Origin of the sequence: Streptomyces sp. NBC_00582, assembly GCF_036345155.1 — a bacterium.
Taxonomy (GTDB): Bacteria; Actinomycetota; Actinomycetes; order Streptomycetales; family Streptomycetaceae; genus Streptomyces.
Map to the genome: position 1 here is coordinate 9,206,196 of NZ_CP107772.1, position 22,774 is coordinate 9,228,969.

19 protein-coding genes are annotated in these 22,774 nt (G+C 73.7%); 10 read left to right on the forward strand and 9 right to left on the reverse strand.

Features of this window, described 5'->3' with window-relative positions; all coding sequences use genetic code 11:
• Nucleotides 1-85: 85 nt before the first annotated feature.
• The gene (locus OG852_RS41695) at nucleotides 86-538 is read right to left on the reverse strand and encodes a MarR family winged helix-turn-helix transcriptional regulator (protein WP_133912947.1); all 453 of its coding nucleotides are present in this window, start codon (nucleotides 536-538) and stop codon (nucleotides 86-88) included.
• Nucleotides 539-632: 94 nt separating this feature from the next.
• Here OG852_RS41695 and OG852_RS41700 point away from each other — a divergent pair, with 94 nt between their 5' ends.
• Together OG852_RS41700 and mltG are read left to right on the forward strand one after the other, a co-directional pair.
• Nucleotides 633-2,435 (forward strand): ABC transporter ATP-binding protein, encoded by a 1,803-nt coding sequence (locus OG852_RS41700; protein WP_133912948.1) that lies wholly within the window; start codon nucleotides 633-635, stop codon nucleotides 2,433-2,435.
• A 63-nt stretch (nucleotides 2,436-2,498) separates the two neighbouring features.
• Nucleotides 2,499-3,353, forward strand: a complete 855-nt coding sequence (mltG, locus tag OG852_RS41705; RefSeq protein WP_330350594.1) for an endolytic transglycosylase MltG — start codon at nucleotides 2,499-2,501, stop codon at nucleotides 3,351-3,353.
• 12 nt (nucleotides 3,354-3,365) lie between these two features.
• Here mltG and OG852_RS41710 read toward each other — a convergent pair whose 3' ends face one another.
• The gene (locus tag OG852_RS41710) at nucleotides 3,366-4,508 is read right to left on the reverse strand and encodes an NAD(P)-binding domain-containing protein (protein WP_133912950.1); all 1,143 of its coding nucleotides are present in this window, start codon (nucleotides 4,506-4,508) and stop codon (nucleotides 3,366-3,368) included.
• A gap of 65 nt (nucleotides 4,509-4,573) precedes the next feature.
• Here OG852_RS41710 and OG852_RS41715 point away from each other — a divergent pair, with 65 nt between their 5' ends.
• Nucleotides 4,574-4,996 (forward strand): secondary thiamine-phosphate synthase enzyme YjbQ, encoded by a 423-nt coding sequence (locus OG852_RS41715; RefSeq protein ID WP_133912951.1) that lies wholly within the window; start codon nucleotides 4,574-4,576, stop codon nucleotides 4,994-4,996.
• Nucleotides 4,997-5,141: 145 nt separating this feature from the next.
• Here the strand turns inward: OG852_RS41715 and OG852_RS41720 are convergent, their stop codons facing one another.
• Complete coding sequence (locus OG852_RS41720) at nucleotides 5,142-5,351, reverse strand: hypothetical protein (RefSeq protein WP_133912952.1); 210 nt, start codon at nucleotides 5,349-5,351, stop codon at nucleotides 5,142-5,144.
• Nucleotides 5,352-5,405: 54 nt separating this feature from the next.
• Here OG852_RS41720 and OG852_RS41725 point away from each other — a divergent pair, with 54 nt between their 5' ends.
• The 5 genes from OG852_RS41725 (at nucleotide 5,406) to OG852_RS41745 (ending at nucleotide 13,388) form a co-directional block, all read left to right on the forward strand.
• Entirely contained in the window at nucleotides 5,406-6,332 is a 927-nt protein-coding gene (locus OG852_RS41725) for a cyclase family protein (protein WP_133912953.1), read from the forward strand.
• Nucleotides 6,333-6,464: 132 nt separating this feature from the next.
• The gene (locus tag OG852_RS41730; protein WP_208117169.1) at nucleotides 6,465-9,503 is read left to right on the forward strand and encodes a SpoIIE family protein phosphatase; all 3,039 of its coding nucleotides are present in this window, start codon (nucleotides 6,465-6,467) and stop codon (nucleotides 9,501-9,503) included.
• 86 nt (nucleotides 9,504-9,589) lie between these two features.
• Nucleotides 9,590-11,155, forward strand: coding sequence for a sugar ABC transporter ATP-binding protein (locus OG852_RS41735; RefSeq protein ID WP_133912955.1), 1,566 nt, complete (start codon nucleotides 9,590-9,592; stop codon nucleotides 11,153-11,155).
• The gene (locus tag OG852_RS41740) at nucleotides 11,152-12,192 is read left to right on the forward strand and encodes an ABC transporter permease (RefSeq protein WP_133912956.1); all 1,041 of its coding nucleotides are present in this window, start codon (nucleotides 11,152-11,154) and stop codon (nucleotides 12,190-12,192) included. Before OG852_RS41735 ends, OG852_RS41740 begins: the two co-directional genes overlap by 4 nt.
• A gap of 29 nt (nucleotides 12,193-12,221) precedes the next feature.
• A complete protein-coding gene (locus OG852_RS41745) occupies nucleotides 12,222-13,388 on the forward strand; it encodes a substrate-binding domain-containing protein (RefSeq protein ID WP_208117170.1) in 1,167 nt (388 codons plus the stop codon).
• Between the two features lie 24 nt (nucleotides 13,389-13,412).
• Here OG852_RS41745 and OG852_RS41750 read toward each other — a convergent pair whose 3' ends face one another.
• The 5 genes from OG852_RS41750 to OG852_RS41770 form a co-directional block, all read right to left on the reverse strand.
• On the reverse strand, nucleotides 13,413-15,221 hold the full coding sequence (locus tag OG852_RS41750) for a glycoside hydrolase family 15 protein (protein ID WP_133912958.1): 1,809 nt from the start codon (nucleotides 15,219-15,221) through the stop codon (nucleotides 13,413-13,415).
• A gap of 59 nt (nucleotides 15,222-15,280) precedes the next feature.
• A complete protein-coding gene (locus tag OG852_RS41755; protein WP_330350595.1) occupies nucleotides 15,281-15,829 on the reverse strand; it encodes a hypothetical protein in 549 nt (182 codons plus the stop codon).
• A 436-nt stretch (nucleotides 15,830-16,265) separates the two neighbouring features.
• Nucleotides 16,266-17,525 (reverse strand): vWA domain-containing protein, encoded by a 1,260-nt coding sequence (locus OG852_RS41760; RefSeq protein WP_330350596.1) that lies wholly within the window; start codon nucleotides 17,523-17,525, stop codon nucleotides 16,266-16,268.
• Between the two features lie 68 nt (nucleotides 17,526-17,593).
• On the reverse strand, nucleotides 17,594-18,841 hold the full coding sequence (locus OG852_RS41765) for an AAA family ATPase (protein ID WP_330350597.1): 1,248 nt from the start codon (nucleotides 18,839-18,841) through the stop codon (nucleotides 17,594-17,596).
• Between the two features lie 100 nt (nucleotides 18,842-18,941).
• Nucleotides 18,942-20,324, reverse strand: coding sequence for a hypothetical protein (locus tag OG852_RS41770; RefSeq protein WP_330350598.1), 1,383 nt, complete (start codon nucleotides 20,322-20,324; stop codon nucleotides 18,942-18,944).
• Between the two features lie 225 nt (nucleotides 20,325-20,549).
• Here OG852_RS41770 and OG852_RS41775 point away from each other — a divergent pair, with 225 nt between their 5' ends.
• Both OG852_RS41775 and OG852_RS41780 read left to right on the forward strand, forming a co-directional pair.
• Nucleotides 20,550-20,780 carry a hypothetical protein gene (locus tag OG852_RS41775; RefSeq protein ID WP_330350599.1) on the forward strand — a complete coding sequence of 77 codons (231 nt, stop codon included), beginning with the start codon at nucleotides 20,550-20,552 and terminating at the stop codon, nucleotides 20,778-20,780.
• 12 nt (nucleotides 20,781-20,792) lie between these two features.
• On the forward strand, nucleotides 20,793-22,274 hold the full coding sequence (locus tag OG852_RS41780; protein WP_330350600.1) for an alpha-amylase family glycosyl hydrolase: 1,482 nt from the start codon (nucleotides 20,793-20,795) through the stop codon (nucleotides 22,272-22,274).
• Here OG852_RS41780 and OG852_RS41785 read toward each other — a convergent pair.
• The gene (locus OG852_RS41785) at nucleotides 22,234-22,773 is read right to left on the reverse strand and encodes a DinB family protein (protein WP_133912964.1); all 540 of its coding nucleotides are present in this window, start codon (nucleotides 22,771-22,773) and stop codon (nucleotides 22,234-22,236) included. The genes OG852_RS41780 and OG852_RS41785 overlap by 41 nt on opposite strands.
• Nucleotide 22,774: the final 1 nt, after the last annotated feature.

Here is a 22,774-nt window from a genome sequence, read left to right on the forward strand (position 1 = left end):
GAAGCGCCGGCTCGGCGCACCGGGGCGCGGGGAACTGTGCGATCAACCCCTACGCACCCACAGCCGCCCACGCACCGCTGTGCTCCTAACCGCAGCGTCCCTCCGGGACCCCGTCCACCAACGTGTCCAGCAACCCGCCCAGCACCTCCCGCTGCCCCCCGGACAGCGGAGCGAGAAGCTCCTCCGCCGCCGACCGCCGCGCGGCCCGCAGCTTGCGCAGGGCCTCCCGGCCGTCGTCCGTGAGCTCGATCCGGATCACCCGGCGATTCGTGGGATCCGGCACCCTGCGCACCTTGCCGCCCGCCTCCAGCCCGTCGACCAGCGTCGTCACCGCGCGCGGGACCACCTCCAGACGCTCGGCGAGGTCGGCCATGCGCGGTGGTGAGCTGTAGCACGCCAGGGTGCGCAGCAGACGGGACTGCGCCGGCGTGACACCGAGGCCGCACTGCTCGATGTGCCGCTTCTGGATCCGGTGCACACGGCGGGTGAACCGCAGCAGTTGCTCGGCGAGCGCGCTGTCGGAATCGGGGGTGGTCATGCGGGAACAATATCAGGATGCCGTTCATTGTGAGTATAGGTAACAATGAGCTATGGTCAGCTCGTTTCCGCCCGCTCACCTCCCGTAGGAGCCCATGCACCCCGACACACCAGACTCCTGGATCTCGTCCGACGACGCCGAGGACCGGCCCCGGCAGGTCCGCCGCATCCTCGGCCTCTTCCGTCCCTACCGCGGCCGGCTCGCCGTCGTCGGCGTCCTCGTCGGCGCCTCGTCGCTGGTCTCGGTCGCCACGCCCTTCCTGCTGAAGGAGACCCTCGACGTCGCCATCCCCGAGGGCCGTACCGGCCTGCTGAGCCTGCTCGCGCTCGGGATGATCCTCAGCGCCGTGCTCAGCAGCGTCTTCGGCGTCCTGCAGACCCTGATCTCCACGACCGTCGGCCAGCGCGTCATGCACGACCTGCGCACCGCTGTCTACGGCCGGCTGCAGCGCATGTCCCTCGCCTTCTTCACGCGTACGCGTACCGGCGAGGTGCAGTCCCGCATCGCCAACGACATCGGCGGCATGCAGGCCACCGTCACCTCCACGGCCACCTCCCTGGTCTCCAACTTCACCAGCGTGGTCGCCACGATCATCGCGATGATCGCCCTCGACTGGCGGCTGACGGTCGTCTCCCTGCTCCTGCTGCCGGTCTTCGTGTGGATCAGCCGCCGCGTCGGCAACGAACGCAAGAAGATCACCACCCAGCGCCAGAAACAGATGGCCGCCATGGCCGCCACGGTCACGGAGTCGCTCTCGGTCAGCGGCATCCTGCTCGGCCGGACCATGGGCCGCGCCGACTCGCTGACCCGCTCCTTCGCCGAGGAGTCCGAGCAGCTGGTCGACCTGGAAGTGAAGTCCAACATGGCCGGCCGCTGGCGGATGGCCGTGATCACCATCGTCATGGCCGCCATGCCGGCGGTCATCTACTGGACGGCGGGCATGGCCCTCCAGCTCGGTGGCCCGGACGTCTCCCTCGGGACGATCGTCGCCTTCGTCTCCCTCCAGCAGGGACTGTTCCGCCCCGCCGTCAGCCTGCTCGCCACCGGCGTGCAGATCCAGACCTCCCTCGCGCTCTTCCAGCGCATCTTCGAGTACCTCGACCTGCCGATCGACATCACCGAGCGCACCGACCCGGTCCATCTCGACCAGATCAAGGGCGAGGTCCGCTTCGAGGGCGTCGCGTTCGCCTACGACGACAAGGGCGGGCCCGTCCTCGACGGCATCGACGTCACCGTCCCGGCGGGCGGCAGCCTCGCGATCGTCGGCCCGACCGGCGCCGGCAAGTCCACCCTGGGCTACCTGGTGCCGCGCCTCTACGACGTCACCGGCGGCCGGGTCACCCTCGACGGCGTCGACGTCCGCGACCTCGACTTCGACACCCTCGCGCGCGCGGTCGGCGTCGTCTCGCAGGAGACGTACCTCTTCCACGCGACGGTCGCCGACAACCTGCGCTTCGCGAAGCCGGACGCCACCGACGAGGAGCTCCACGCGGCCGCGAGGGCGGCGCAGATCCATGACCACATAGCCGGCCTGCCCGACGGGTACGACACGGTCGTCGGAGAGCGCGGTCACCGCTTCTCCGGCGGTGAGAAGCAGCGCCTGGCGATCGCCCGCACCATCCTGCGCGACCCTCCGGTGCTGATCCTCGACGAGGCGACCAGCGCCCTGGACAACCGCACCGAGCACGCCGTGCAGGAGGCCATCGACGCGCTCTCCGCCGACCGCACCACCCTCACCATCGCCCACCGGCTGTCCACCGTTCGCGACGCCGACCAGATCGTGGTCCTCGACGCCGGCCGGCTGGCCGAACGGGGTACGCACGAGGAGCTGTTGGAGCAGGACGGGCGCTACGCGGCCCTGGTGCGACGGGACGCCAGCCTGGAGCCGACAAGATGACAACAGGTAAGCCCATGACCGGTTATGCGGAGTTTATGACGATATGAGGGTTACCGTGCCCGCATGCAGATGAACACTCCGCCACGGAGCACGATTCGACTGACGCGCCGGGGCCGTCTCGCCCTCGTCGCGGCCGGAGCCGTCGTGGCCGGTACCGCCGTGGCGGTGCCGCTGCTGAGCACGGAGCACAAGGCGCCGAAGGCACCGAAGAAGCCCACCGCGCTGGTCGTCCCGGAGGGCTGGCGGGCGAGCCAGGTCTACGAGGCGGTCGACAAGGTCCTCGCCCTGCCCGCCGGCACCACCAGGAAGACGCTGCCCCAGGCCGGTCTGAAGCTGCCGGAGGACGCCGACGGCAACCCCGAGGGCTACCTCTTCCCGGCGACGTATCCGCTGGACCGGACGACGACCCCCCGCTCGCTGCTCGCCTTCATGGTCGACACGGCGAACAAGAGGTTCAACGGGGCACCGGTCACCGCGGGCGCCCAGCGCAACGCGATGAACGTCTACCAGGCGGTCACCATCGCCAGTCTCGTCCAGGCGGAGGCCGCCACCAAGGCGGACATGGGGAAGGTGGCCCGGGTCGTCTTCAACCGGCTGGAGCGCGGCATGCCCCTGCAGATGGACTCCACCCTCAACTACGCACTGAACCGCTCCACCGTGCGGACCGCCGAGAGCGACACCCGGATCGAGAGCCCCTACAACTCGTACCAGCGCATGGGCCTGCCGCCGACGCCGATCGACAACCCCGGCGAGGAGGCGATGCGGGCCGCCCTCCACCCCACCCCGGGCAACTGGCTGTACTTCGTCACGGTCAAGCCGGGCGACACCCGTTTCACCGCGAACTACCAGGAGCATCAGCGCAACGTCGCCGAGTTCAACCGGAACCAGAAGAGCCCCTCGGCGAAGGCGGCCCGATGACGCGACGGGACGTCAGGCGGCGGCCGGCTCCCGCTCGGGCGCGCCGGCGCTCCCGGTCGGCGGCCGCCCGGAGTCGCCCACGAGTGCGTCGACGCCCCCGGTCAGCAGCCGTCGGATGTCCCGCACGGCCGCCCGGCCCGCCCGGTTGGCGCCGATCGTGCTGGCCGACGGACCGTAGCCGACGAGATGGATCCGCGGATCGGCCACCACCCGCGTGCCCTCGACCCGGATGCCGCCGCCCGGTCCCCGCAGTCGCAGCGGCGCGAGATGGTCGATCGCGGCCCGGAACCCCGTCGCCCAGAGGAGGACGTCCGCGTCGACCCGACGCCCGTCGTCCCACTCCACGCCCCGCGGAGTGATCCGGTCGAACATCGGCAGCCGGTCGAGGACCCCGTCCGCCAGCCCACGCCGGATCGCGTCGTTCAACGGCAGCCCCGTCACCGACACCACGCTCTTCGGCGGCAGCCCCTGCCGCACCCGCTCCTCCACGAGCGCGACGGCCGCGCGGCCCGCCTCCTCGTCGAACGGGCCCTCGCGGAACACCGGCGGCCGCCGGGTCACCCAGGTCGTGGCGGCGGCGTACGGCGCGATCTCCAGCAGATGCTGGGTGCCGGACGCCCCGCCGCCGACCACGACCACCCGCTGTCCGGCGAACGCCTCGGGCCCCGGATACCGCGCGGTGTGCACCTGCCGTCCGCGGAACGTCTCCTGCCCGGGGTAGCGCGGCCAGAACGGCCGGTCCCAGGTGCCGGTCGCGTTGATCAGGGCCCGTGTCGACCAGGTGCCGTCGGAAGTCTCGACGAGCAGCCGCCCGCCGGACCCCTCGCGCACGGCCCGTACGTCCACCGGCCGCCGTACCCGCAGGTCGAAGGTCTGCTCGTAGGCGTCGAAGTACGCGGAGATCACCTGGGACGACGCCCGCGCCGGATCGGCCCCCGTCAGCTCCATACCGGGCAGCGCGTGCATCCCGTGGACCTTGCCGTACGTCAGGGAGGGCCACCGGAACTGCCAGGCGCCGCCGGGACCGGGCGCGTGGTCGAGCACCACGAAGTCGCGCTCCGGCACGAATCCGGTGCGCCGCAGATGGTAGGCGCCGGCCAGTCCCGCCTGGCCGGCGCCTGTCACCACCACCTCGACCTCACGGATGTCGTTCACGCTTCTACCAACAGTCCCGGCCTGGCGGATCTTCCCCTGGGCGGCCCATCGGCCAGGATGGGGGTATGTCAGACGCGTTCACCACACGAGTCCTGCACGTCGCCTCCGGTACCCGGGAGCGGGTCGTCGATCTCACCGAAGAATGCGAGGCCTTCGTGCGGGAGGCGGCCGGCGACCGCGACGGCCTGCTGAACATCTTCGTCCCGCACGCCACCGCAGGGATCGCCGTCATCGAGACGGGCTCCGGCAGCGACGACGACCTGCTCGCCACCCTGCACACCCTCCTTCCCGCCGACAACCGCTGGCAGCACCGCCACGGCAGCCCCGGCCACGGCCGCGACCACGTCCTCCCGGCCATCGTCCCGCCCCACGCGACCCTGCCGGTCCTGGCGGGCAGGCTGGAACTGGGCACCTGGCAGTCGGTGTGCCTGGTGGACACCAACAAGGACAACGCCAACCGTCAGGTGCGCTTGAGCTTTCTGGGTTAGGGGTCTGCTGAACCAGGGGCAGAGTCCGGCCGCGCTGAACGAGGCGGGGAGGGCCCGATCCGGGGCGGGCCTTCGCCGGAGAGGGTTCGCCGCCTACCCCTGATGCCCCAGCCTCACGATCACGTCCGGGTGGCGCTCGCCGCCTTCAGGGCGAGCAGGGCGCCGCGGTGCGGGCGAGGCAGGAGACGTGTCCGGCGGTGCGGGTCCTGCGCGCCGTCGCGTTGCGCCGGACGTCGTCGTCCACTGTCGCGTTGCGCCGGACGTCGTCCACCGTGGCGTTGCGCCGGACGTCGTCCACCGTGGCGTTGCGCCGGACGTCGTCCACCGTGGCGTTGCGCCGGACGTCGTCGTCCACCGTGGCCTCGACGGTCGCTCTGCGTGCCCGTCCACCGGATGCCAGACTGGATCCATGTCGGGCAACGGGCAGGCCGTCTCCCGCTCGGAGTTCGACGCGGTCTTCGAGGCGGTGCGCACCTGGGGCGCCTGGGACCGGGCCGACCGCGGCGCCTGGAACCGGGTGACCGCGGACCATGTGCGACGGGCCCTGGCCGAGGCCCGCTCCGGGACGGTCGTCCCCCTGGCCCTTCCCTGGAACACCCGGCCCGACCCCGACAACCCCCGGCCCGCCCTGCACCACATGACCGATCTGGGCGATGTGGAGAGCCCCGAACCGGCCGCCCACAAGGACTTCATCGCCGCCGACTACCACGGCAGGGGAGTCACCCACCTCGACGCGCTCTCCCACATCGCCTACCGGGGCCGGCTCTACGGCGGCCGTACGGCACGCGAGGCCGTCGGCGCCGGCGGGGCCCGCTTCGGCGCGGTGTCGGAGCTGGGGCCCCTGGTGACGAGGGGTGTCCTGCTCGATCTCCCGGCCGTGCGCGGGGTGCCGTGGCTGGAGCCCGGCGAAGCGGTCCGGGCGCGGGACGTCGTCGCCGCCGAGCGGGCGCACGGGGTGACGATCGGCGAGGGCGACGCGGTGCTCCTGCGCACGGGACACGCCCGCCGCCGCACGGAACGCGGTGCCTGGGACTCCGGTGCGCTGAGCGCGGGCTTCCACGTGGACGCCGTACCGCTGCTGGCCGAGCGGGGTGTCGCGCTGCTCGGCGGCGACGGCGACAGCGATGTACGGCCCTCGCCGGTGGACGGGGTGCACTCGCCCGTGCACGTCCTGGCCGTGACCGCGATGGGGGTTCCGCTGCTGGACAACCTGGACCTCGAAGCCCTGTCCGCGGCGACGGCCGAGGCGGGCCGGTACGCGTTCCTGCTCGTCGTGGCGCCGCTGAACGTCCCCGGCGGGACCGGCTCACCCGTCACCCCGGTCGCCGTCCTGTGACGAGCGGCCGCCGGAGTCCGGGCGGCCCATGACGCACGCCGTGTATGTCCGTATGCTCTTCAATGTCGGATTCTTTACCGAAAGGCGAGCGAGTCGCAGGGTGAGTGAGCGCGGGCGCGAGTGAGGCGAGGCGTGTTTCGATCCGGAGGAGAACAACCGGCGGTCGGGCGTGCGGCGGACGGCACGGGGCCCACGCGTTTTCGTGAGCGCTTCCTGCAGGGAGAGCCGGTCGACCGGGGCGTACGGCCCTCGATCCTGGACTCCTGGCAGCGCTGCCGGGTCCTGGGGCTCTCACCCGACCAGTTCGACCTCCCCTTCCGCGAGGACTTCGAGGCGGACGGCCGTATCGTCCGCGCCGCGGTGCCGGTGCTCGACCGGCTGGAGTCCCTGTTCGCCGGCAGCACGATCAACATCTCGGTCGCCGACGCGAACGGGACGGTGCTGCTGCGCCGCTTCGGCGAGGCCTCCCTCGCCCGCACCCTTCCGGCGATCCAGCGCGTCCCGGGCTTCGTCTTCGCCGAGCAGGTCGCCGGCACCAACGGCATCGGTCTCGCCCTGGCCGAACGCCGGCTCATCCGGGTCTACGGCGCCGAGCACTTCGCGGAGCGTTCCCAGGCGAACGCCTGTGTGGCGCTGCCGGTGCGCGACCCGCTCAGCGGCGGCATCGAGGGCGTCCTGTGCTTCGGCTACCCGCGCGGCTTCGAGACCCCGGCGCTCGCCACCGTGATCCGCAAGGCGGCCCGCGCCATGGAGCAGCGGCTGCTGGGGCAGAGTTCCGCGCGGGAGCGCGCCCTGCTGCGGGCCTACCTGGCCGCCGGGGCCGCGTCCGGCACGGCCGAGGGGGCGGCGCCGGCTCTGCGGCTGACCGCGGGCGACCGGGAGCTCCTCATGGAGAAGGCGGCCGAGCTGATCTCGCGCGCCCAGCGGGCCGCCGTGGACGTGCCGCTGCCCGACGGGCGCCGGGTGACCCTCGTGAGCCGTCCGATGCGCAGCGCCTCGGGAGTGGAGGGCGTCGCCATCGAGGCCGTTCTCCCCGGCTCGGTCGCCCCGGAGCCGCTCGCCTCCACCGCAGGGGAGCCTTTCGGCCCCCTCGCCTCCACCGCCGGTGAGCCCTTGGGTCCTCTCGGCGCGTCCGCCGGTGAGCCTCTCGGGCCTCTCGGCGCGTCCGCGCGGGAGTTGCTGGTCGTTCCGGGACGGGACGACGATCAGGCGCCGGGCTTCGCGGTCGAGCCCGCCGTCGTCGCCACCGTCTCCCGCCTCGCCCGGCTCTCCCTCACCCCGGCGGGCGGGGCCGGGACCCACGCGGCACGGGACGCTGACGACGGCGCGGGCGAGAACACGGGCGAGGGTCATGGCTCGGGCGACGGTGCCCCCCCGCTCGACGTCGCCCCCCTCGACGTCACCAACGGGGCCGGCGGCGGTGCCGCGAACGGTTCCCCCGGCCCGCCCCCCTCCGCCCGAGGGCTCGTCCTGGTGGGGGAGCCGCAGGTCGGCGCATACGCCCTGGCCGCGCGCCGCCGGCTGGAGCTGCTGTCCGAGGCGAGCGCCCGCATCGGCACCACCCTGGACGTCCGCCGTACCGCCGAGGAACTCGCCGAGACGGCCGTGCCCCGACTCGCGGACTACGTGACCGTCGACCTGCCCGACGCCGTCCTGCGCGGCGAGGAGTCCGCCGACCCCGTCGGCGACCTGCGCCGGATCGTGATCCACGGCATCCGCGACGACCTGCCGTTCACCCCGGTCGGCAAGCGCACCGACTTCGGCCCGACCGCGCCCCAGCGGCGCTCGCTCACCGGGGGACAGGCGGTGCTGGAACCCGATCTGGCGAGCGCCGCCGGCTGGCTCGCCCAGGACCCCGAGCACACCGCGACCCTGCTCGCCCATGTGCACTCCCTGATAGCGGTGCCCCTGGTGGCGCGGGGTGTCGTCCTCGGCGTGGTCAGCTTCTACCGCGCCCAGGAACCCGCCCCCTTCGGCGACGACGACCGCTCGCTGGCCCAGGAACTCGCGACCCGCGCGGCCCTCTCCGTGGACAACGCGCGGCGCTACACCCATGAGCGCGCCATGGTCCTGGCCCTGCAGCGCCGACTCCTCCCGCACGGGCTGCCCGACCAGGAGACCGTCGAGGTCGCCCACCGCTATCTGCCCGCCGAGGCCGACGTCGGCGGGGACTGGTACGACGTGATCCCCCTGTCGGGTGCGCGGATCGGCCTCCTGGTCGGCGACGTCGTCGGCCACGGCATGCTCTCCGCCGCCACCATGGGCCGGCTGCGCACCGCCGCCCGCAGCTTCGCCGAGCTCGACTTCCCGCCGGACGAGGTCCTCGTCCACCTCGACAACCTGGTGGGGCGCCTGGACCGCGAGGACCCCGAGGGCGAGGGCGCCGGCATCATCGGCGCGACCTGTCTGTACGCCGTCTACGACCCGACCTCGCAACGCTGCCTGATGGCCCGCGCCGGACACCCGCCGCCCGCGCTGGTGCGCCCCGACGGCAGCGTGACCTATCCGGACCTGCCCGCGGGGCCCCCGCTCGGCCTCGGGGGGCTGCCCTTCGACGCCGTCGAGATCGACCTGCCCGAGGACAGCCAGCTCATCCTGTACACGGACGGACTGATCGAGGACCGGCACCGGGACGTCGACCTGGTCCTCGACCAGTTGCGCGGCGCCCTCGCCCACCATCCGGAGCGGGCCCCCGAGGACACCTGTGACGCGATCCTGGACGCGGTGGCGCCCGCCCACCCGTGCGACGACATCGCCCTGCTCGTCGCCCGCACCCATGCCCTGGACCCCGGCCGGATCGCCACCTGGGAGCTGCCCGCCGACCCCGCCCGCGTCGGGGAGGTCCGTGCCGGTGCCCTCCGGCAACTGGCCGACTGGGGGCTCGACGAGGCCGCCTTCGCCGCCGAGCTGATCCTGAGCGAACTGGTCACCAACGCCATCCGCCACGGCACCGGCCCGGTCCGGGTGCGGCTGCTGCACGACCGCTCCCGCTCCCTGATCTGCGAGGTCTCCGACCGCAGCAACACGGCCCCGCATCTGCGCCGGGCGGCCAGCACCGACGAGGGGGGACGCGGCCTCTTCCTCGTCGCCCAGCTCTCCCGGACCTGGGGCACGCGGTATCTCCCGGAGGGCAAGGTCATCTGGGCGGAGTGCGCGCTCGAGGGCGCGTGAGGCGGGCGGGCCCCGTCACGCGGGAGGCGCCACCACCCATGCCCGAATGTCTGAAATGACATGAAAGATCCAGATAGGATCGCCTCATGTGCGACGCTCCCGACACGTCTGCGAAGGCGGCCGCGCCCCTCGCGTCGGAGCCCCTGGTCCGCATCCGCGGCCTCGGCAAACGGTTCGGCGGGACCCTCGCGCTGGCCGACGTCGACCTCGACGTCCACGCCGGCAGCGTCCTCGCCCTCCTCGGGCCCAACGGTGCCGGGAAGTCCACGCTCATCAAGGTGCTCGCCGGGGTCCACCACGCCGACACGGGACGGATCACGGTGGACGGGCACCCGCTCGGCAGCCACGCCGCCGCCCGCCGCATGTCCTTCATCCACCAGGACCTCGGTCTCGTGGAGTGGATGACGGTCGCCGAGAACATCGCCCTGAGCACCGGATATCCCCGCCGCGCCGGACTGGTCTCCTGGCGCCGCACCCGTGAGCGGTGCGCCGACGCCCTGCGTACCGTCGCCGCCCCGCTCGACCCCGACACCCCGGTCGCCCGCCTGGCGCCCGCCGAACGGTCCCTGGTCGCCATCGCCCGGGCCCTCGCGGCGGACGCCCGGCTCATCGTCCTGGACGAGCCGACGGCCCGCCTCCCCGCCCCGGACTGCGCGCGACTGTTCCGCGTCCTGCACGCCCTGCGCGACCGCGGCCACGCCCTCCTCTACGTCAGCCACCGCCTCGACGAGGTCTACGAGGTCGCCGACACCTTCGCCGTACTGCGCGACGGCCACCTCGTCAGCCAAGGCCCCCTGACCGGCCACAGCCCCACCCGCCTCGTCCACGACATCATCGGCCCCCGGCCACCCACCCCCGCTCCCGTTGGCACGCACGCACCGGCCGCTCACCCGGCCCCCGCCCCCCTCCTCCTCACCCTCGACGCCGTGCGCACCGCCCACGCGGGACCCGTCGACCTGGAGGTGCGGGCCGGGGAAGCGGTCGGGCTGGTCGGGCTGTCCGGGGCCGGACAACTGGACCTCGGACGGGCCCTCGCCGGGGCGCGGCCCCTGCTCGCCGGGGAGGTCCGGCTCGGCGGACGGCCGTACCGCCCCCGTACGGTCGCCGACGCCGTGCGGCACGGGGTCGGATTCGTGCCCGGCGACCGGCTGCGGGAGGGCTGCCTCGCCGAGCTGACCGTCCGGGAGAACCTCTTCGCCAACCCCGCCGCCGGCGGCCGCCGCGCCCCCCGCTGGATCGGCCCCCGACGGGAACGGGTGGCGTCCGCAGCGCTCCTCGACCGGTTCTCGGTGCGCCCCCACGACAGCGAGGCCCCCCTCGCGACCCTCTCCGGCGGCAACCAGCAGAAAGTCATGATCGGCCGCTGGCTGCGCACGGATCTGCGGCTGCTGATCCTGGAGGAGCCGACCGCGAGCGTGGACGTCGGCGCCAAGGCCGCCGTCCACCGCCTGCTCGACGAGGCACGGACCGCGGGCCTCGCGGTGCTCCTGATCTCCACCGACTTCGAGGAGGTCGTGAGCGTGTGCCGACGCGCCCTCGTCCTCGTCCGGGGAGCCGTGACGGCCGAGCCGAGCGGCGCGTCCCTCACGGTCGCCGAGCTGACCCGCGCCGCCTCGGCCATGCCCCCGCCCCGGACGGGGACGCGGCCATGACGGCCCCGCCCGCGCCCCGCCCCCGCCGGCCCGGCGGCCACCTCGTCGGCGCCTACGGCCTGCTCGCCCTCACCGCCCTGCTCTTCCTCGTCTTCTCGCTCGCCCTGCCCCGCACGTTCCCCACCCTGGACACCGTCGACTCGATCCTGTCGACCCAGGCGATCCCGGCGATCCTCGCCCTCGCCGCCATGGTCCCCATCGTGACCGGCGCCTTCGACCTCTCCCTCGGCTACGCCCTCGGTCTGGCCCATGTCATGGTGATGCAGCTCGTCGTCGACGAGGGCTGGCCCTGGCCGCTCGCCGCGATCACGGTGATCGCCGGAGGGGCCGCCGTGGGCGTCCTGAACGGGGTCGTCGTCGAGTTCGGGCGGATCGACTCCTTCATCGCCACCCTCGGCACCGGCAGCATGCTCTACGCCGTGACCGGCTGGGTCACCGACGGCGGCCGGATCGTCCCCGGCCCCGAGGGCCTCCCGCCCGCCTTCACCGACCTCTACGACTCGACGTTCCTCGGCCTCCCGGTCCCCGCGTTCTACGTCCTCGTCCTCACCGCCGTCCTCTGGCTGGTCCTGGAACGGCTCCCCCTCGGCCGGTACCTGTACGTCGTCGGCTCCAACCCGCGCGCGGCCGACCTCCTCGGCATCCCGACCCGCAGGTACACCGTCTACGCCTTCACCGCCTCGGGACTGATCGTCGGCATCGCCGGGGTGCTCCTCGCCGCCCAGCAGCAGATCGGCAACCCCAGCGTCGGTCTGGACTACCTGCTCCCCGCCTTCGCCGGCGCGCTCCTCGGCGCCACCGCGATCAAGCCCGGCCGGCCCAACGCCCTGGGCACCCTGGTCGCCGTCGCCGTCCTCGCCGTGGGCCTCACCGGCATCGGCCAGCTCGGCGGCGACTTCTGGACGGTCCCCCTGTTCTACGGTGGCACGCTCCTGATCGCCGTGGGCCTGGCCGGATACGCGGCCCGCCGCCGGCTGACCGGCCCCGCCCGCGACGCCCCGCCCGCGAAGCCGCCCGGCCCACCGCCCTCCCCGTAATTCCCGCCCGCCCCATGGAAGGAGCCCCCGTGCACGGCAACCGCAGAGCCACCCCCGGCGCCCGCACCGCCCGGGCCGGCTCCTGCGCCCTGCTGCTGGCGGCGGCCACCCTCCTCGCCGGCTGCGAACGCGGCTCCTCGGACACCTCGGGGGAGACCCCCACCGGCCCGAACGGATGTCCCACCGTCCACGCCACGGCACAGGCCGCCGTCCTCGAGGCGGAGCGCACCGACGTCCCCTGGGACGGCCCGACCACCGGCCCCCGGGCCGTGTCCCGCAGAACCCTCGTCTACGTCGCCCAGACCATGACCAACCCCGGAGTCGCCGGCGCCGCGCAGGGGGTGCGGGAGGCCGCACGCGTCATCGGCTGGAACGTCCGGGTCATCGACGGCGGAGGCACCCCCGCCGGACTCCAGGCGGCGATGGGCGAGGCCGTGGCCCTCAAACCCGCCGGCATCGTCATCGGCGGCTTCGACCCCGCCTCGACCTCGGGACAGGTGGCGCGGGCAAACCGGGCGGGCATCCCGCTCGTCGGCTGGCACGCCCTCGCCGCCCCCGGCCCCAGCCGGCGGCCCGAGCTGTTCACCAACGTCACCACTCGCGTCGAGGAGGTGGCCGCGATCAGCGCGCGCTGGGTCATCGCGCACTCCCAGGGCCGCGCCGGGGTCGTCCTGATCACCGACGCCTCGATCCCCTTCGCCCGCAACAAGTCCGAGCTGATCAAGAAGGAGCTCGCCACCTGCCCGGGAGTGAGGCTCCTCGCGTACGAGAACATCCCGATCCCGGACGCCGGCACCCGCACCCCCCGCGAGATCTCCTCCCTCCTCGCCCGCTTCGGCGCCCGGTGGACCCACTCCGTCGCCATCAACGACCTGTACTTCGCCGACGCGGCCCCCGCCTTCCGCGCGGCCGGCAAGAAGGGCTCCGGACCGCCGTACAACATCGGCGCGGGCGACGGCGACCCCTCCGCCTTCCAGCGCGTCAACAGCCGCCAGTACCAGGCCGCCACCGTGCCCGAACCGCTGACCCTGCAGGGCTGGCAGATCGTCGACGAGTTCAACCGCGCCTTCTCCGGTGCTCCCGCCAGCGGGTACACGGCCCCCGTCCACATCTCCACGGCCGACAACAGCGCCGGTACGACGAGCTGGGACCCGACGGGCTACCGGAAGGCGTACCGGACCATCTGGGGCAGGTGAGGGACCCGGACCCGCACCGGCCCGTCAGCCGAGCGCACGGTCGAGATTGAAGGCCGCGCTGATCAGCGCGAGATGCGTGAACGCCTGCGGGAAGTTCCCCTGCTGCTCACCGGTCTGGCTGATCTCCTCGGCGAACAGGCCCAGATGGTTGGCGTACGTCAGCATCTTCTCGAACGCCAGCCGCGCCTCGTCCAGCCGCCCGGCGTGCACCAGCGCCTCGACGTACCAGAAGGAGCAGATGGAGAAGGTGCCCTCGTCGCCGCGCAGCCCGTCGGGGCTGGCCAGCGGGTCGTAGCGGTAGACCAGCGAGTCCGAGACCAGGTCCGCGGTGAGCGCGTCCAGCGTCGACAGCCACTTGGGGTCGGTCGGCGCGATGAACTTGGTCAGCGGCATCATCAGCACCGCCGCGTCCAGCACGTCCCCGTCCTCGTGCTGCACGAACGCCTGCCTGCGCGCCGACCAGCCGTGGGTGTGGATGCGCCGGTAGATCCGGTCGCGGCACTCCTGCCAGCGGGCCAGATCGGCGGGCAGCCCCCGCCGGTTCGCCATCCGTACGGCCCGCTCGATGGCCACCCAGCACATCAGCCGCGAGTACAGGAAGCTCTTCCGGCCGCCCCGCGTCTCCCAGACCCCCTCGTCCGGCTGGTCCCAGTGGGCGCACACCCAGTCCACCAGGGCGCACACGTCGTCCCACTGGTCGCTGGAGACCGGCCGCGCCCACTTGTCGTAGAGGTAGACCGAGTCGATCAGCGCGCCGTAGATGTCGAGCTGCAGCTGGTCCGCGGCGGCGTTGCCGACCCGCACCGGCGCCGAGCCCTGGTGGCCCTCCAGATGCGTGAGCTCGGTCTCCGACAGATCCGTGCGCCCGTCGATGCCGTACATGATCTGCAACGGCCCCGAGGGCTTCCCGTCACCCGGCGTGATGTGCCGGGTCACGAACTCCATGAACGCCTCGGCCTCGTCGGAGAACCCCAGCCGCAGCAGCGCGTACACACAGAACGCGGCGTCGCGCACCCAGACGTACCGGTAGTCCCAGTTGCGCTCACCGCCGAGCTGCTCCGGCAGGCTCGTGGTCGGCGCGGCCACGATCGCCCCGGTGGGCGCGTAGGTGAGCAGCTTCAGGGTGAGGGCGGAGCGGTGGACCATCTCCCGCCAGCGGCCCCGGTACCGGGAGGCCGACAGCCAGCGCCGCCAGTACGTCACCGTCTGCGCGAACTGCTCCTCGGCCTCCGTGCGCGCGCACCGCCGCGGGTTGACCTCGCCGCCGACCTGGTCGAGGGCGAACACCGCCGACTCGCCCTCGGACAGCTTGAAGTCCGCCCGCACGTCCGGCCCGTCGCACTCCAGCGGCACCGTCGCCGTCAGCGACAGGGCCAGTTCCTCGGACGCGAAGACCGCCATGCCCTCGACCACGCGCAGGGTGTGCGGACGGGCGCCGTAGTCGAACCGGGGAGCCACCCGCATACGGAACGGCAGCGCGCCGCGCACGCACAGCACCCGCCGGATCAGCCGGTGCCGCTCGGCCTCGGCGGCCCCACCGGTCACCGGCATGAAGTCCTGCACCTCGCCCACCCCGTCCCCGGTGAAGAAACGGGTGATCAGGACGTTGGTGTCGGGGAAGTAGAACTGTTTGGTGCGGGCCGGGACCGCCGCCGCCAGCTCGAAGCAGCCGCCGCGCTCGGCGTCCAGGATCGAGCCGAACACGCTCGGAGAGTCGAAGGCGGGACAGCAGTACCAGTCGATCGTGCCGTCCGTCCCCACCAGGGCCACGCTGCGCAGATCACCGATGAGCCCGTGCTCGGCGATCGGCAGATAGCGGCCGGCATCGGTCATGACAGCCTCCCTGGCCCGCCCCGCGCTGGCGAGACCTCCAGCCTAGGCGGGATCGGCCCTCACGTCCTCGGCAGCCAGTCGTCCAGGGCGTCGATGAGCCGGTCGAGCGCGGGCTCCTCACCGGAGCGGTCCGTCATCACCGTACGGCCGCCGAACCGCAGCGTGTACTGGAACGAGTCGTACGCCCCGCTCCCCATCGTGAACGAGGGGACGTCCTCCAGCGCCGGATCCCCGAGCAGCAGGCGCAGGCTCCGGAACTGCGCCGCGGTCGTCCGCCGGACCCGGGACGCGCCCTTGTCGGTGACCCGGACCGTGCCGTCGCCCCGCAGCACCACCTCCTGGTTCACCCCGGCGAAACCGCCGGTGATCGTCATGGTCGCCAGCTTCTGGTCCGGACCGGTCACGGGCACGGGCGTGGGCGTGGGGCGCGCGGACGCCGACCGGGAGGGGGAGGCCCCAGGCGGGCCGGAGGAGGTCGTCGAGGTGGCCGTCGGACCCGTCGGGCCGGTCGACTGCCCGCCGGTGTCCTCGAAGGTGCAGCCGGACAGGGTCAGCACACCCACCGCGCACACCGCCGCCGCGCCCGCGGCCGTCCCCCTGGTGAACATGACGTCCCCCGCGTGTCGAGCCCTGAATGAGCGTCACATCAGGGTGCCATGCCGGGGTTCGAGCCGCGAGTGGGGCAGCGCGCTCAACATGTGGACCACCCGGCACGGCACCCTGGTCGGCGCCGGCACGACCGTCGTCCAGGTGGACGACGACCCGTCGGCCCTCGGCGCGCACCGGGCGCGGCGGCTCGGCGTCACCGGCGACGTCACGCTCACCGCCCTACGGCTGCTTGAGGCGGGCGAGGAGAACGCGAGGGACTGCGCACCGCGACCTCGCCAAATCGTGGCCGTGGAGGAGTGGCTCGCGGGGCGGCGGTCGGCGCCGCTGCTCGTCGACGCGAAGGCGGTCGAGGACCGCGGCGCCTGGTGGCTGGAGGAGGCGTTCCGCGGACACCGAACGCTCCCTCAGCCCCCTCCGTCGACGTCCCGGCTCGGTTCATCCGATGTCCACCACCCGTGCCCAGTCGGGCGGCGGGTCCGGTACGTAGTCGGGGTCGTCCTCCCGCCAGGACCCGGCCCCGGGCCGGGAGAAGAGGCCCACGACCGTACGGCACGCCGGGCGCGCCGTGGGCCAGGGCGTCTGACCGTCCGTCAGCACCACGACGACATCGGGCCGCGGCGGCGTCCGCAGCGCCCTGGCGAAGCCCGTGCGCAGATCCGTGCCCCCACCGCCCATCAGCGGAATCCCCTCCCCCCTGCACAGCGAGTGCGCCAGCTGCGCGTCCGCGTCGCACGGCACCACCGTGACCAGGTCCCGCCGCCCGCCCACGGCACGGCAGATCGCGGCGACCTCCAGCAGCGCGCTGCCCAGTTCGACGTCGCTGACCGACCCGGAGGTGTCGATGATCACGGACACCTGGGGCGGCCGGCGCCGCAGACTCGGCAGGACGACCCCGGGCACCCCGGCCGAGCGCCGCGACGGCCGCCCGTACGAGTAGTCCTCGCCCCCGCCCGCGCCCGAGGCGGCCGAGCGGACCGCCGCCCCCAGCAACTCCCGCCAGGGCTGCGGCGGATGGAACGCCTCCTCCGCCCAGCGCCGCCACTGCTCGGGCGTGTTCCCCGGGCGGCCCTTGATGCCCTGTGCCACCCGGAAGCGGACGGCGTCCCGTTCCTGCTCGCTCAGTCCGTGCGCGCCGGCCGGGCCGAGGTCCCACTCCCGGTCCAGCCCGTCGGCGCCGCTGCCGCAGTCCAGCCAGGCCAGGTCCTGGGTGCGCGGGCCCAGACCGAAGAGGCGCAGATAGTCCTCCATCAACTCGCCCTCGGGCAGCCCCAGGAACTCCGGATCGACCGCGCCCGCGGGCCGGACCAGGCCGTCGCCGTAGGCGTCGTCGTTGATCTCGCAGTCTGCCGCGATGTTCATCCGCAGCCGTTCGCCCGGGCCGGTCAGACCGCGCTCGCGGGCCACTCGGTCGCTGCGCCCGTGATGGTCGCGCAGCAGATGCGACACCTCGTGCACCCAGACCGCCGCCAACTCCTGAACCGGCATCCGTTCCACGAACCCCGGCGAGACGTAGCAGCGCCAGTGCTTGTCCACGGCCATCGTCGGCACCCGCCGGGACTCGACGACATGCAGGGCGAAGAGCGCCGTCGCCAGATAGGGGCGGGCCCGCGCGGCGTACAGCCGGGCGGTGAAGAGCTTGTCGCGGTCGAGGGGCACCGGCGTGTCCACGCCGGTCACCGGCCGTGCCTCCTCCATGCCTCGGTCGTGCGTGCCTGTGTCGTCCGCCCTCACGCCGTCGTCCGCCCTCACGCCGTCGTCCTCCCTCACGCCTTGGCCGCTGCCGTCGCTCGCTGCGCCCGCTCCGCCCGCTGTGACAGCGAGACGACCCCGGCGAGCTGCTCGATCGACGCCGGCACCTGCCACTCCTGGCAGCGCAGCGCCGCGAGGGTCGTCGCCGGGACCACCACCAGATCCGGCGCCCCGGTCTCCACCGCCCGCACGAGCAGGGCCCAGGCCGCGTCCCAGCGGGACTTGTCCGGGCGTTCCCGTACGGCGGCCACCACCCCGTCGAGCACCGCCTGCCGCAGATCCCCGCGCTCGGGCAGCTCGGCACCCGCCGGCTCGGCGAGCAGCACCTCGGGGTCCGGGAGGTCGAGCCGGTCCAGGCCCGCCAGCAGCTCCAGGCCCGGCCCGTCGCCCACCGTGCCCCTGACCAGCAGGGCGAGCACGTCCCGCGAGGAACCGGCCGCCGTCGCGAACGCGATCAGCCGCAGGGTCATCTCCCAGCTCCGGGGTGACGGCCAGGGGCCGCCCCGGCGCGTCTCCCCGCTGGGCAGCCGGTGCACGAGCGGCGGGCGCGCGGTGAGGAACGCGCACACCGCCCGGCGTGCGTACGCCACGGCCTGCGGCAGCTTCTCCGGGTCGAGCCGGGGCAGGGTCGCCCGCGGCCAGGTCCCGCCGAGCCCCCGTACGACAACCTCGTGGTCGTGTTGCCACTGGAGGTGCACGAACCGGTTGGCGAGCGGAGGGCTCAGCTCCCAGCCGTCGGCCGCGGAGGACCGGGGGTTGGCGGCGGCCACGATCCGCACCCCGGGCGGCAGCCGCAGGGCGCCGATCCGCCGCTCCAGCACCAGGCGGAGCAGCGCGGCCTGGACGGCGGGCGGCGCGGTCGACAGCTCGTCGAGGAACAGCAGACCCCGGCCGGCCCGCACCAGCCGCACCGCCCAGTCCGGCGGCGCCAGCGGGACGCCCTGCTCGGCGGGGTCGTCCCCGACGACGGGCAGCCCGGAGAAGTCGGAGGGTTCGTGCACGCTCGCGATGACCGTGGTGAGCGGCAGATCGAGGGACTCGGCGAGCTGGGTCAGGGCGGCGGTCTTGCCGATCCCCGGCTCGCCCCACAGCAGGACGGGCAGATCGGCCGCCACGGCGAGCGTCAGGGCCTCGAGCTGGTGGTCGGGGCGCGGTTCGGTGTCGGCCTCGCCCAGCAGGGCCAGCAGATCTGCGGCCACGTCGAGCCGGGAGTCGGGGGCAGGGGCGGTGGTGGGTACGGCGGACGGGGTGCTGGTGGGCATGTGTGTGATCACCTTTGGGTCGGGGTGAGCCGAGTGAGGGAAAACGACAAGAGAAAAGGACGAGAGAAAACGGCGAGAGAAAAGGCGGGTGGGTCCCGGGTCAGCGCGGGGTGGTGTGACGCGGATGCGAGCGCAGGTGGAGGGGGCGCCGGTCCTGCGGGCTGTTCCGGGTGGGCCCGGGTCCCGTGAGCCCCGCCCGGAACAGCCCGTAGGTGATCCGCCGGTGCGCGGCCTCCTCCAGGGCGTCCCGCAGCGCGCCGTCGCGCAGCACCGCCTCGGGGCCCAGCAGGCCCTCGACCACGGCCAGCGCACCGGCGATGTCTCCGTGGCTCAGGCGTTCGCGGACCCCGTCGAGACAGTCGGGGCGGCGGTGCGCCCGGTCGACGGCCTGGAGACAGGGCAGGGGAGTGCCGGTCAGCGCGGCCAGCAGCTCCTCCCGGCGGATCTCCTCCGGCTCGTGGTCGAGCGGGGCCAGGACACCGTCGACCAGGCCGATCCGGTGCCGGGCGCCGCGGCACTCCACGAGCCGCGCCCGCCCCGCCGGGTCGTCGCTCCTCGGCGGAGGCACCGGTGGGCGGCCCGGTACGAGCGCCGCGGCGACCAGGGGATGCAGCAGATCGGCGTCGATGGCACCGGTGCGCAGCAGCTCCAGATCGGGGAGCACCCAGGTGGCCGCGTCGGGCAGGACCGGCAGCGCGGAGACCCCGCCCCCGGAGGGCGCCCGGGTGATCCGCAGCCCGGGCGGCCCGCTGCCGTCCCCCTCGGCGGCCGGTTCCAGGGCCAGCCGACGGCGCCCTCCGAGCCGTACGAGAACGGTCCCGCCCGGCCGGCCCTCGGCGGCGAGCAGGATCCCGGCCTCGTCCGCCCACCGGCCGACGGCACACCCGAGGTCGGGGGGTACCAGCCCGGGCTCCGCGCCGGGATCCGGTCCCGCACCCCGGGCGCGTGCCCCCAGCTCCCCGGCCCGCTCCGCATCCCACAGATGCCGGTGCAGGTCGAGGCGGAACCGCCGGTCGGGACAGGGATGCGGATGATGCGAGGCGCGGTCCGCCGGACGGGACGCGTCCCACAGCGCGAGGCTCATCCGCTGCCCGGCGTCCGCCCAGGCCGGTGCCGTCCGCACCACGAGGTGCGCGGGCCGCTCGCCGCCCGGCCCCTCGGTGTCGTACCGGGCCAGTGACAGGGTCAGCCCCGGTCGGAGCAGTCCGTCGGGAGCGATCCTCGGCATGTGCCAGCGCAGCAGGTCGGGGGCGAGCCGGCGCAGGTCGGCCCGGACCCGGTCGGCCAGTTCCCGGCCGTGGGTCCGCGCCACGGAACGCGGAGCGAGGTCGACGTCGATGCCCGCGGCGGCGCACGCCCCCGCCCAGTCACCGGCCAGCCGGCGGGCGGTCGCGGTCTCGATCATGGAGGGCGGGACGGCGAACTCGCGCACGCGCCGCCAGAAGGAAAGCCGGGAGTCCCCGAACGCGGTGTGAGTGGCCATCAGCACTCACCTTGCGCGGACGGGTCCCCCAATCTGCGAACAGAAGGAGTAGTCATCGCGGCGATCGTACGGACCGGAACCACGTTCCGCCACACGGTTTTTCCGGAGCCGGTGACGGCCGTTCGGCCCGGGACGCGGGGTCCGGTGGATCCCTGTCCTCGTCCTTGCGACCCGGTCCGATACGCCCGACTGTGGGGACAGTGCCGGTGCTGAGGAGGACGGGCGATGACCGATGCCGAGGGACCCGTGGACGCCGAGCGGCAGCGGCTCGTGGAGGCCGACGCCGGCCTGGCGCCCTGGCGGCGCTGGGGCCGGTATCTGAGCGAGCGGCAGTGGGGGACGTCCTGGGCCGGAGGCACCGCGATCCCCGCCCTGCGGGCGACCGACGGGGCCGTCCGCGCCGACCTGGCAGCGGGGCGGCCGGGAGTCGCTCGCACCCTCGCCGGGCGAACGTGAGGAGCCCCTGTCGTGACCGTGATCCACGAGATCAACACCCTTGTCTGGCTGGAGGGGCTGAGCCGTCGTCTCGGCCGCCGGATCACCCTGGGCGAGGTGCCCGGCGAGATCTGGGACGAGGTCGCCCGGCCCGGCGTCGACACCGTCTGGCTGATGGGCGTCTGGGAACGCAGCCCGGCCGGCCTGCGGATCGCGCTGAGCGACCAGAACCTCCTCGGATCGTTCCGCGAGGCCCTGCCCGACCTCACCGAGGCGGACATCACCGGATCCCCGTACTGCGTCCGCGACTACGTCGTCGACCCGTCCCTCGGCGGCCCCGGCGGCCTGGCCGCCGCCCGCGCCCAACTCGCCGCCCGTGGACTGCGGTTGATCCTCGACCACGTCCCCAACCATGTGGCCCCCGACCACCCCTGGCTCACCACGCACCCCGACCGCCTGATCCGGGGCACCGCCGACGACCTCGCCCGCGACCCCGGCGCCCATCTGGAGGCGGCGGGACGGATCTTCGCCCGGGGCCGTGACCCGTACTTCCCGCCCTGGCCGGACGTCGTGCAACTCGACGCGTTCAGCGAGGAGCTGCGGGAGGCGACGGTCGACACCCTCGTGTCCATCGGGGACCAGGCGGACGGCGTGCGCTGCGACATGGCGATGCTGATGACGAACGACGTGTTCGCCAAGACCTGGGGGGAGAGGGCGGGGCCCGTGCCCGTCGAGGACTTCTGGCCCTCCGTCCTGCCGCGGGTGCGCGCCCGCCACCCCGACCTCCTCCTCGTCGCGGAGGCCTACTGGGACCTCGAATGGACCCTCCAGCAGCAGGGCTTCGACCACTGCTACGACAAACGGCTCTACGACCGGCTCGTCCACGAGGACGCCGGTGCCGTGCGCGCCCATCTCGGCGCCGACCTCGCCTACCAGCGGGGCCTGGTCCGTTTCCTGGAGAACCACGACGAGCCGCGCGCCGCCACCGCCCTGCCCGGTGGCCGGGACCGCGCGGCGGCCGTGACCGTCGCGACCCTGCCCGGCGCCACCCTCTGGCACGAGGGCCAGTTCGAGGGACGCGGGGTCCGGCTCCCCGTGTTCCTGCGCCGCGCCCCCGAGGAACCGGCCGACGCGTCGCTACGGGACTTCTACGGCCGGCTGCTCCCGGCCGCGGCCGGGATCCGCCGGGGCGAGTGGCGACAGCTCACCCCGACCGGCCGGCCCGACGACGACACCCACACCCGGCTGCTCGCCTGGACCTGGACGGACCCGGACGCCCGCCATCTCGTCGTCGTCAACCACTGCGACCGGCCGTCCCGGGCGAGGATCCCCCTGCCCTGGGACGGGATGCGCGGACACGCGTACCGCCTGACCGACCTGCTCACCGGACTGACGTACGACCGCGACGGCGACGAGCTGACCGACCCGGGCCTCTTCGTCGCCCTGGAGCCCTGGCAGGCCCACCTCCTCGAGATCAGCCCATGCTCTTCGCCCCGTCCAGGGACTCCCGGATGATGTCGGCATGACCGGCGTGCTGGGCGGTCTCGGCGATGATGTGGATCAGCGCCCGGCGCGCCGACCAGCGCGCGCCCGGCGCGAACCACGGCGCCTTCGGCAACGGGTGGTCCACGTCCAGGCCCGGCAGACCGGCGACCAGCTCGTCCGTACGGCGGGCCACCTCCTCGTACTCCTTCAGGACGCCCGCGAGCGTCTCGCCCGGCAGCATCCGGAACTCGTCGGCCCGCCGGGCGAAGTCCTCCTCGGTCATGGAGTCGAAGTCGCCCAGGGCCGACGGCCCCTCGACGATGAACTGCGCCCAGCTGCGCTCCGTCGCGGTCACGTGCTTGATCAGACCGCCCAGGCACAGCTCACTGGCCGTGGTCCGCTGCCCGGCCTGCTCGTCGGTGAGCTCGCGGGTGGTGAACCGAAGGAAGTGGCGGGCCTGCGCCAGCTCGTTCAGCAGGTCGGCGCGCTCACCGGTGACGGTGCGGGCGGGGGTGGTGGAGTCGGTCATG

Bases quoted from the DNA above. Each gene is read 5' to 3' on its own strand.
- OG852_RS41695 (WP_133912947.1), bottom strand. From the start codon at position 538: ATGACCACCCCCGATTCCGACAGCGCGCTCGCCGAGCAACTGCTGCGG.
- OG852_RS41700 (WP_133912948.1), top strand. From the start codon at position 633: ATGCACCCCGACACACCAGACTCCTGGATCTCGTCCGACGACGCCGAG.
- mltG (WP_330350594.1), top strand. From the start codon at position 2,499: ATGCAGATGAACACTCCGCCACGGAGCACGATTCGACTGACGCGCCGG.
- OG852_RS41715 (WP_133912951.1), top strand. From the start codon at position 4,574: ATGTCAGACGCGTTCACCACACGAGTCCTGCACGTCGCCTCCGGTACC.
- OG852_RS41725 (WP_133912953.1), top strand. From the start codon at position 5,406: ATGTCGGGCAACGGGCAGGCCGTCTCCCGCTCGGAGTTCGACGCGGTC.
- OG852_RS41735 (WP_133912955.1), top strand. From the start codon at position 9,590: ATGTGCGACGCTCCCGACACGTCTGCGAAGGCGGCCGCGCCCCTCGCG.
- OG852_RS41740 (WP_133912956.1), top strand. From the start codon at position 11,152: ATGACGGCCCCGCCCGCGCCCCGCCCCCGCCGGCCCGGCGGCCACCTC.
- OG852_RS41750 (WP_133912958.1), bottom strand. From the start codon at position 15,221: ATGACCGATGCCGGCCGCTATCTGCCGATCGCCGAGCACGGGCTCATC.
- OG852_RS41755 (WP_330350595.1), bottom strand. From the start codon at position 15,829: ATGTTCACCAGGGGGACGGCCGCGGGCGCGGCGGCGGTGTGCGCGGTG.
- OG852_RS41760 (WP_330350596.1), bottom strand. From the start codon at position 17,525: ATGGAGGAGGCACGGCCGGTGACCGGCGTGGACACGCCGGTGCCCCTC.
- OG852_RS41765 (WP_330350597.1), bottom strand. From the start codon at position 18,841: ATGCCCACCAGCACCCCGTCCGCCGTACCCACCACCGCCCCTGCCCCC.
- OG852_RS41770 (WP_330350598.1), bottom strand. From the start codon at position 20,324: ATGGCCACTCACACCGCGTTCGGGGACTCCCGGCTTTCCTTCTGGCGG.
- OG852_RS41775 (WP_330350599.1), top strand. From the start codon at position 20,550: ATGACCGATGCCGAGGGACCCGTGGACGCCGAGCGGCAGCGGCTCGTG.
- OG852_RS41785 (WP_133912964.1), bottom strand. From the start codon at position 22,773: ATGACCGACTCCACCACCCCCGCCCGCACCGTCACCGGTGAGCGCGCC.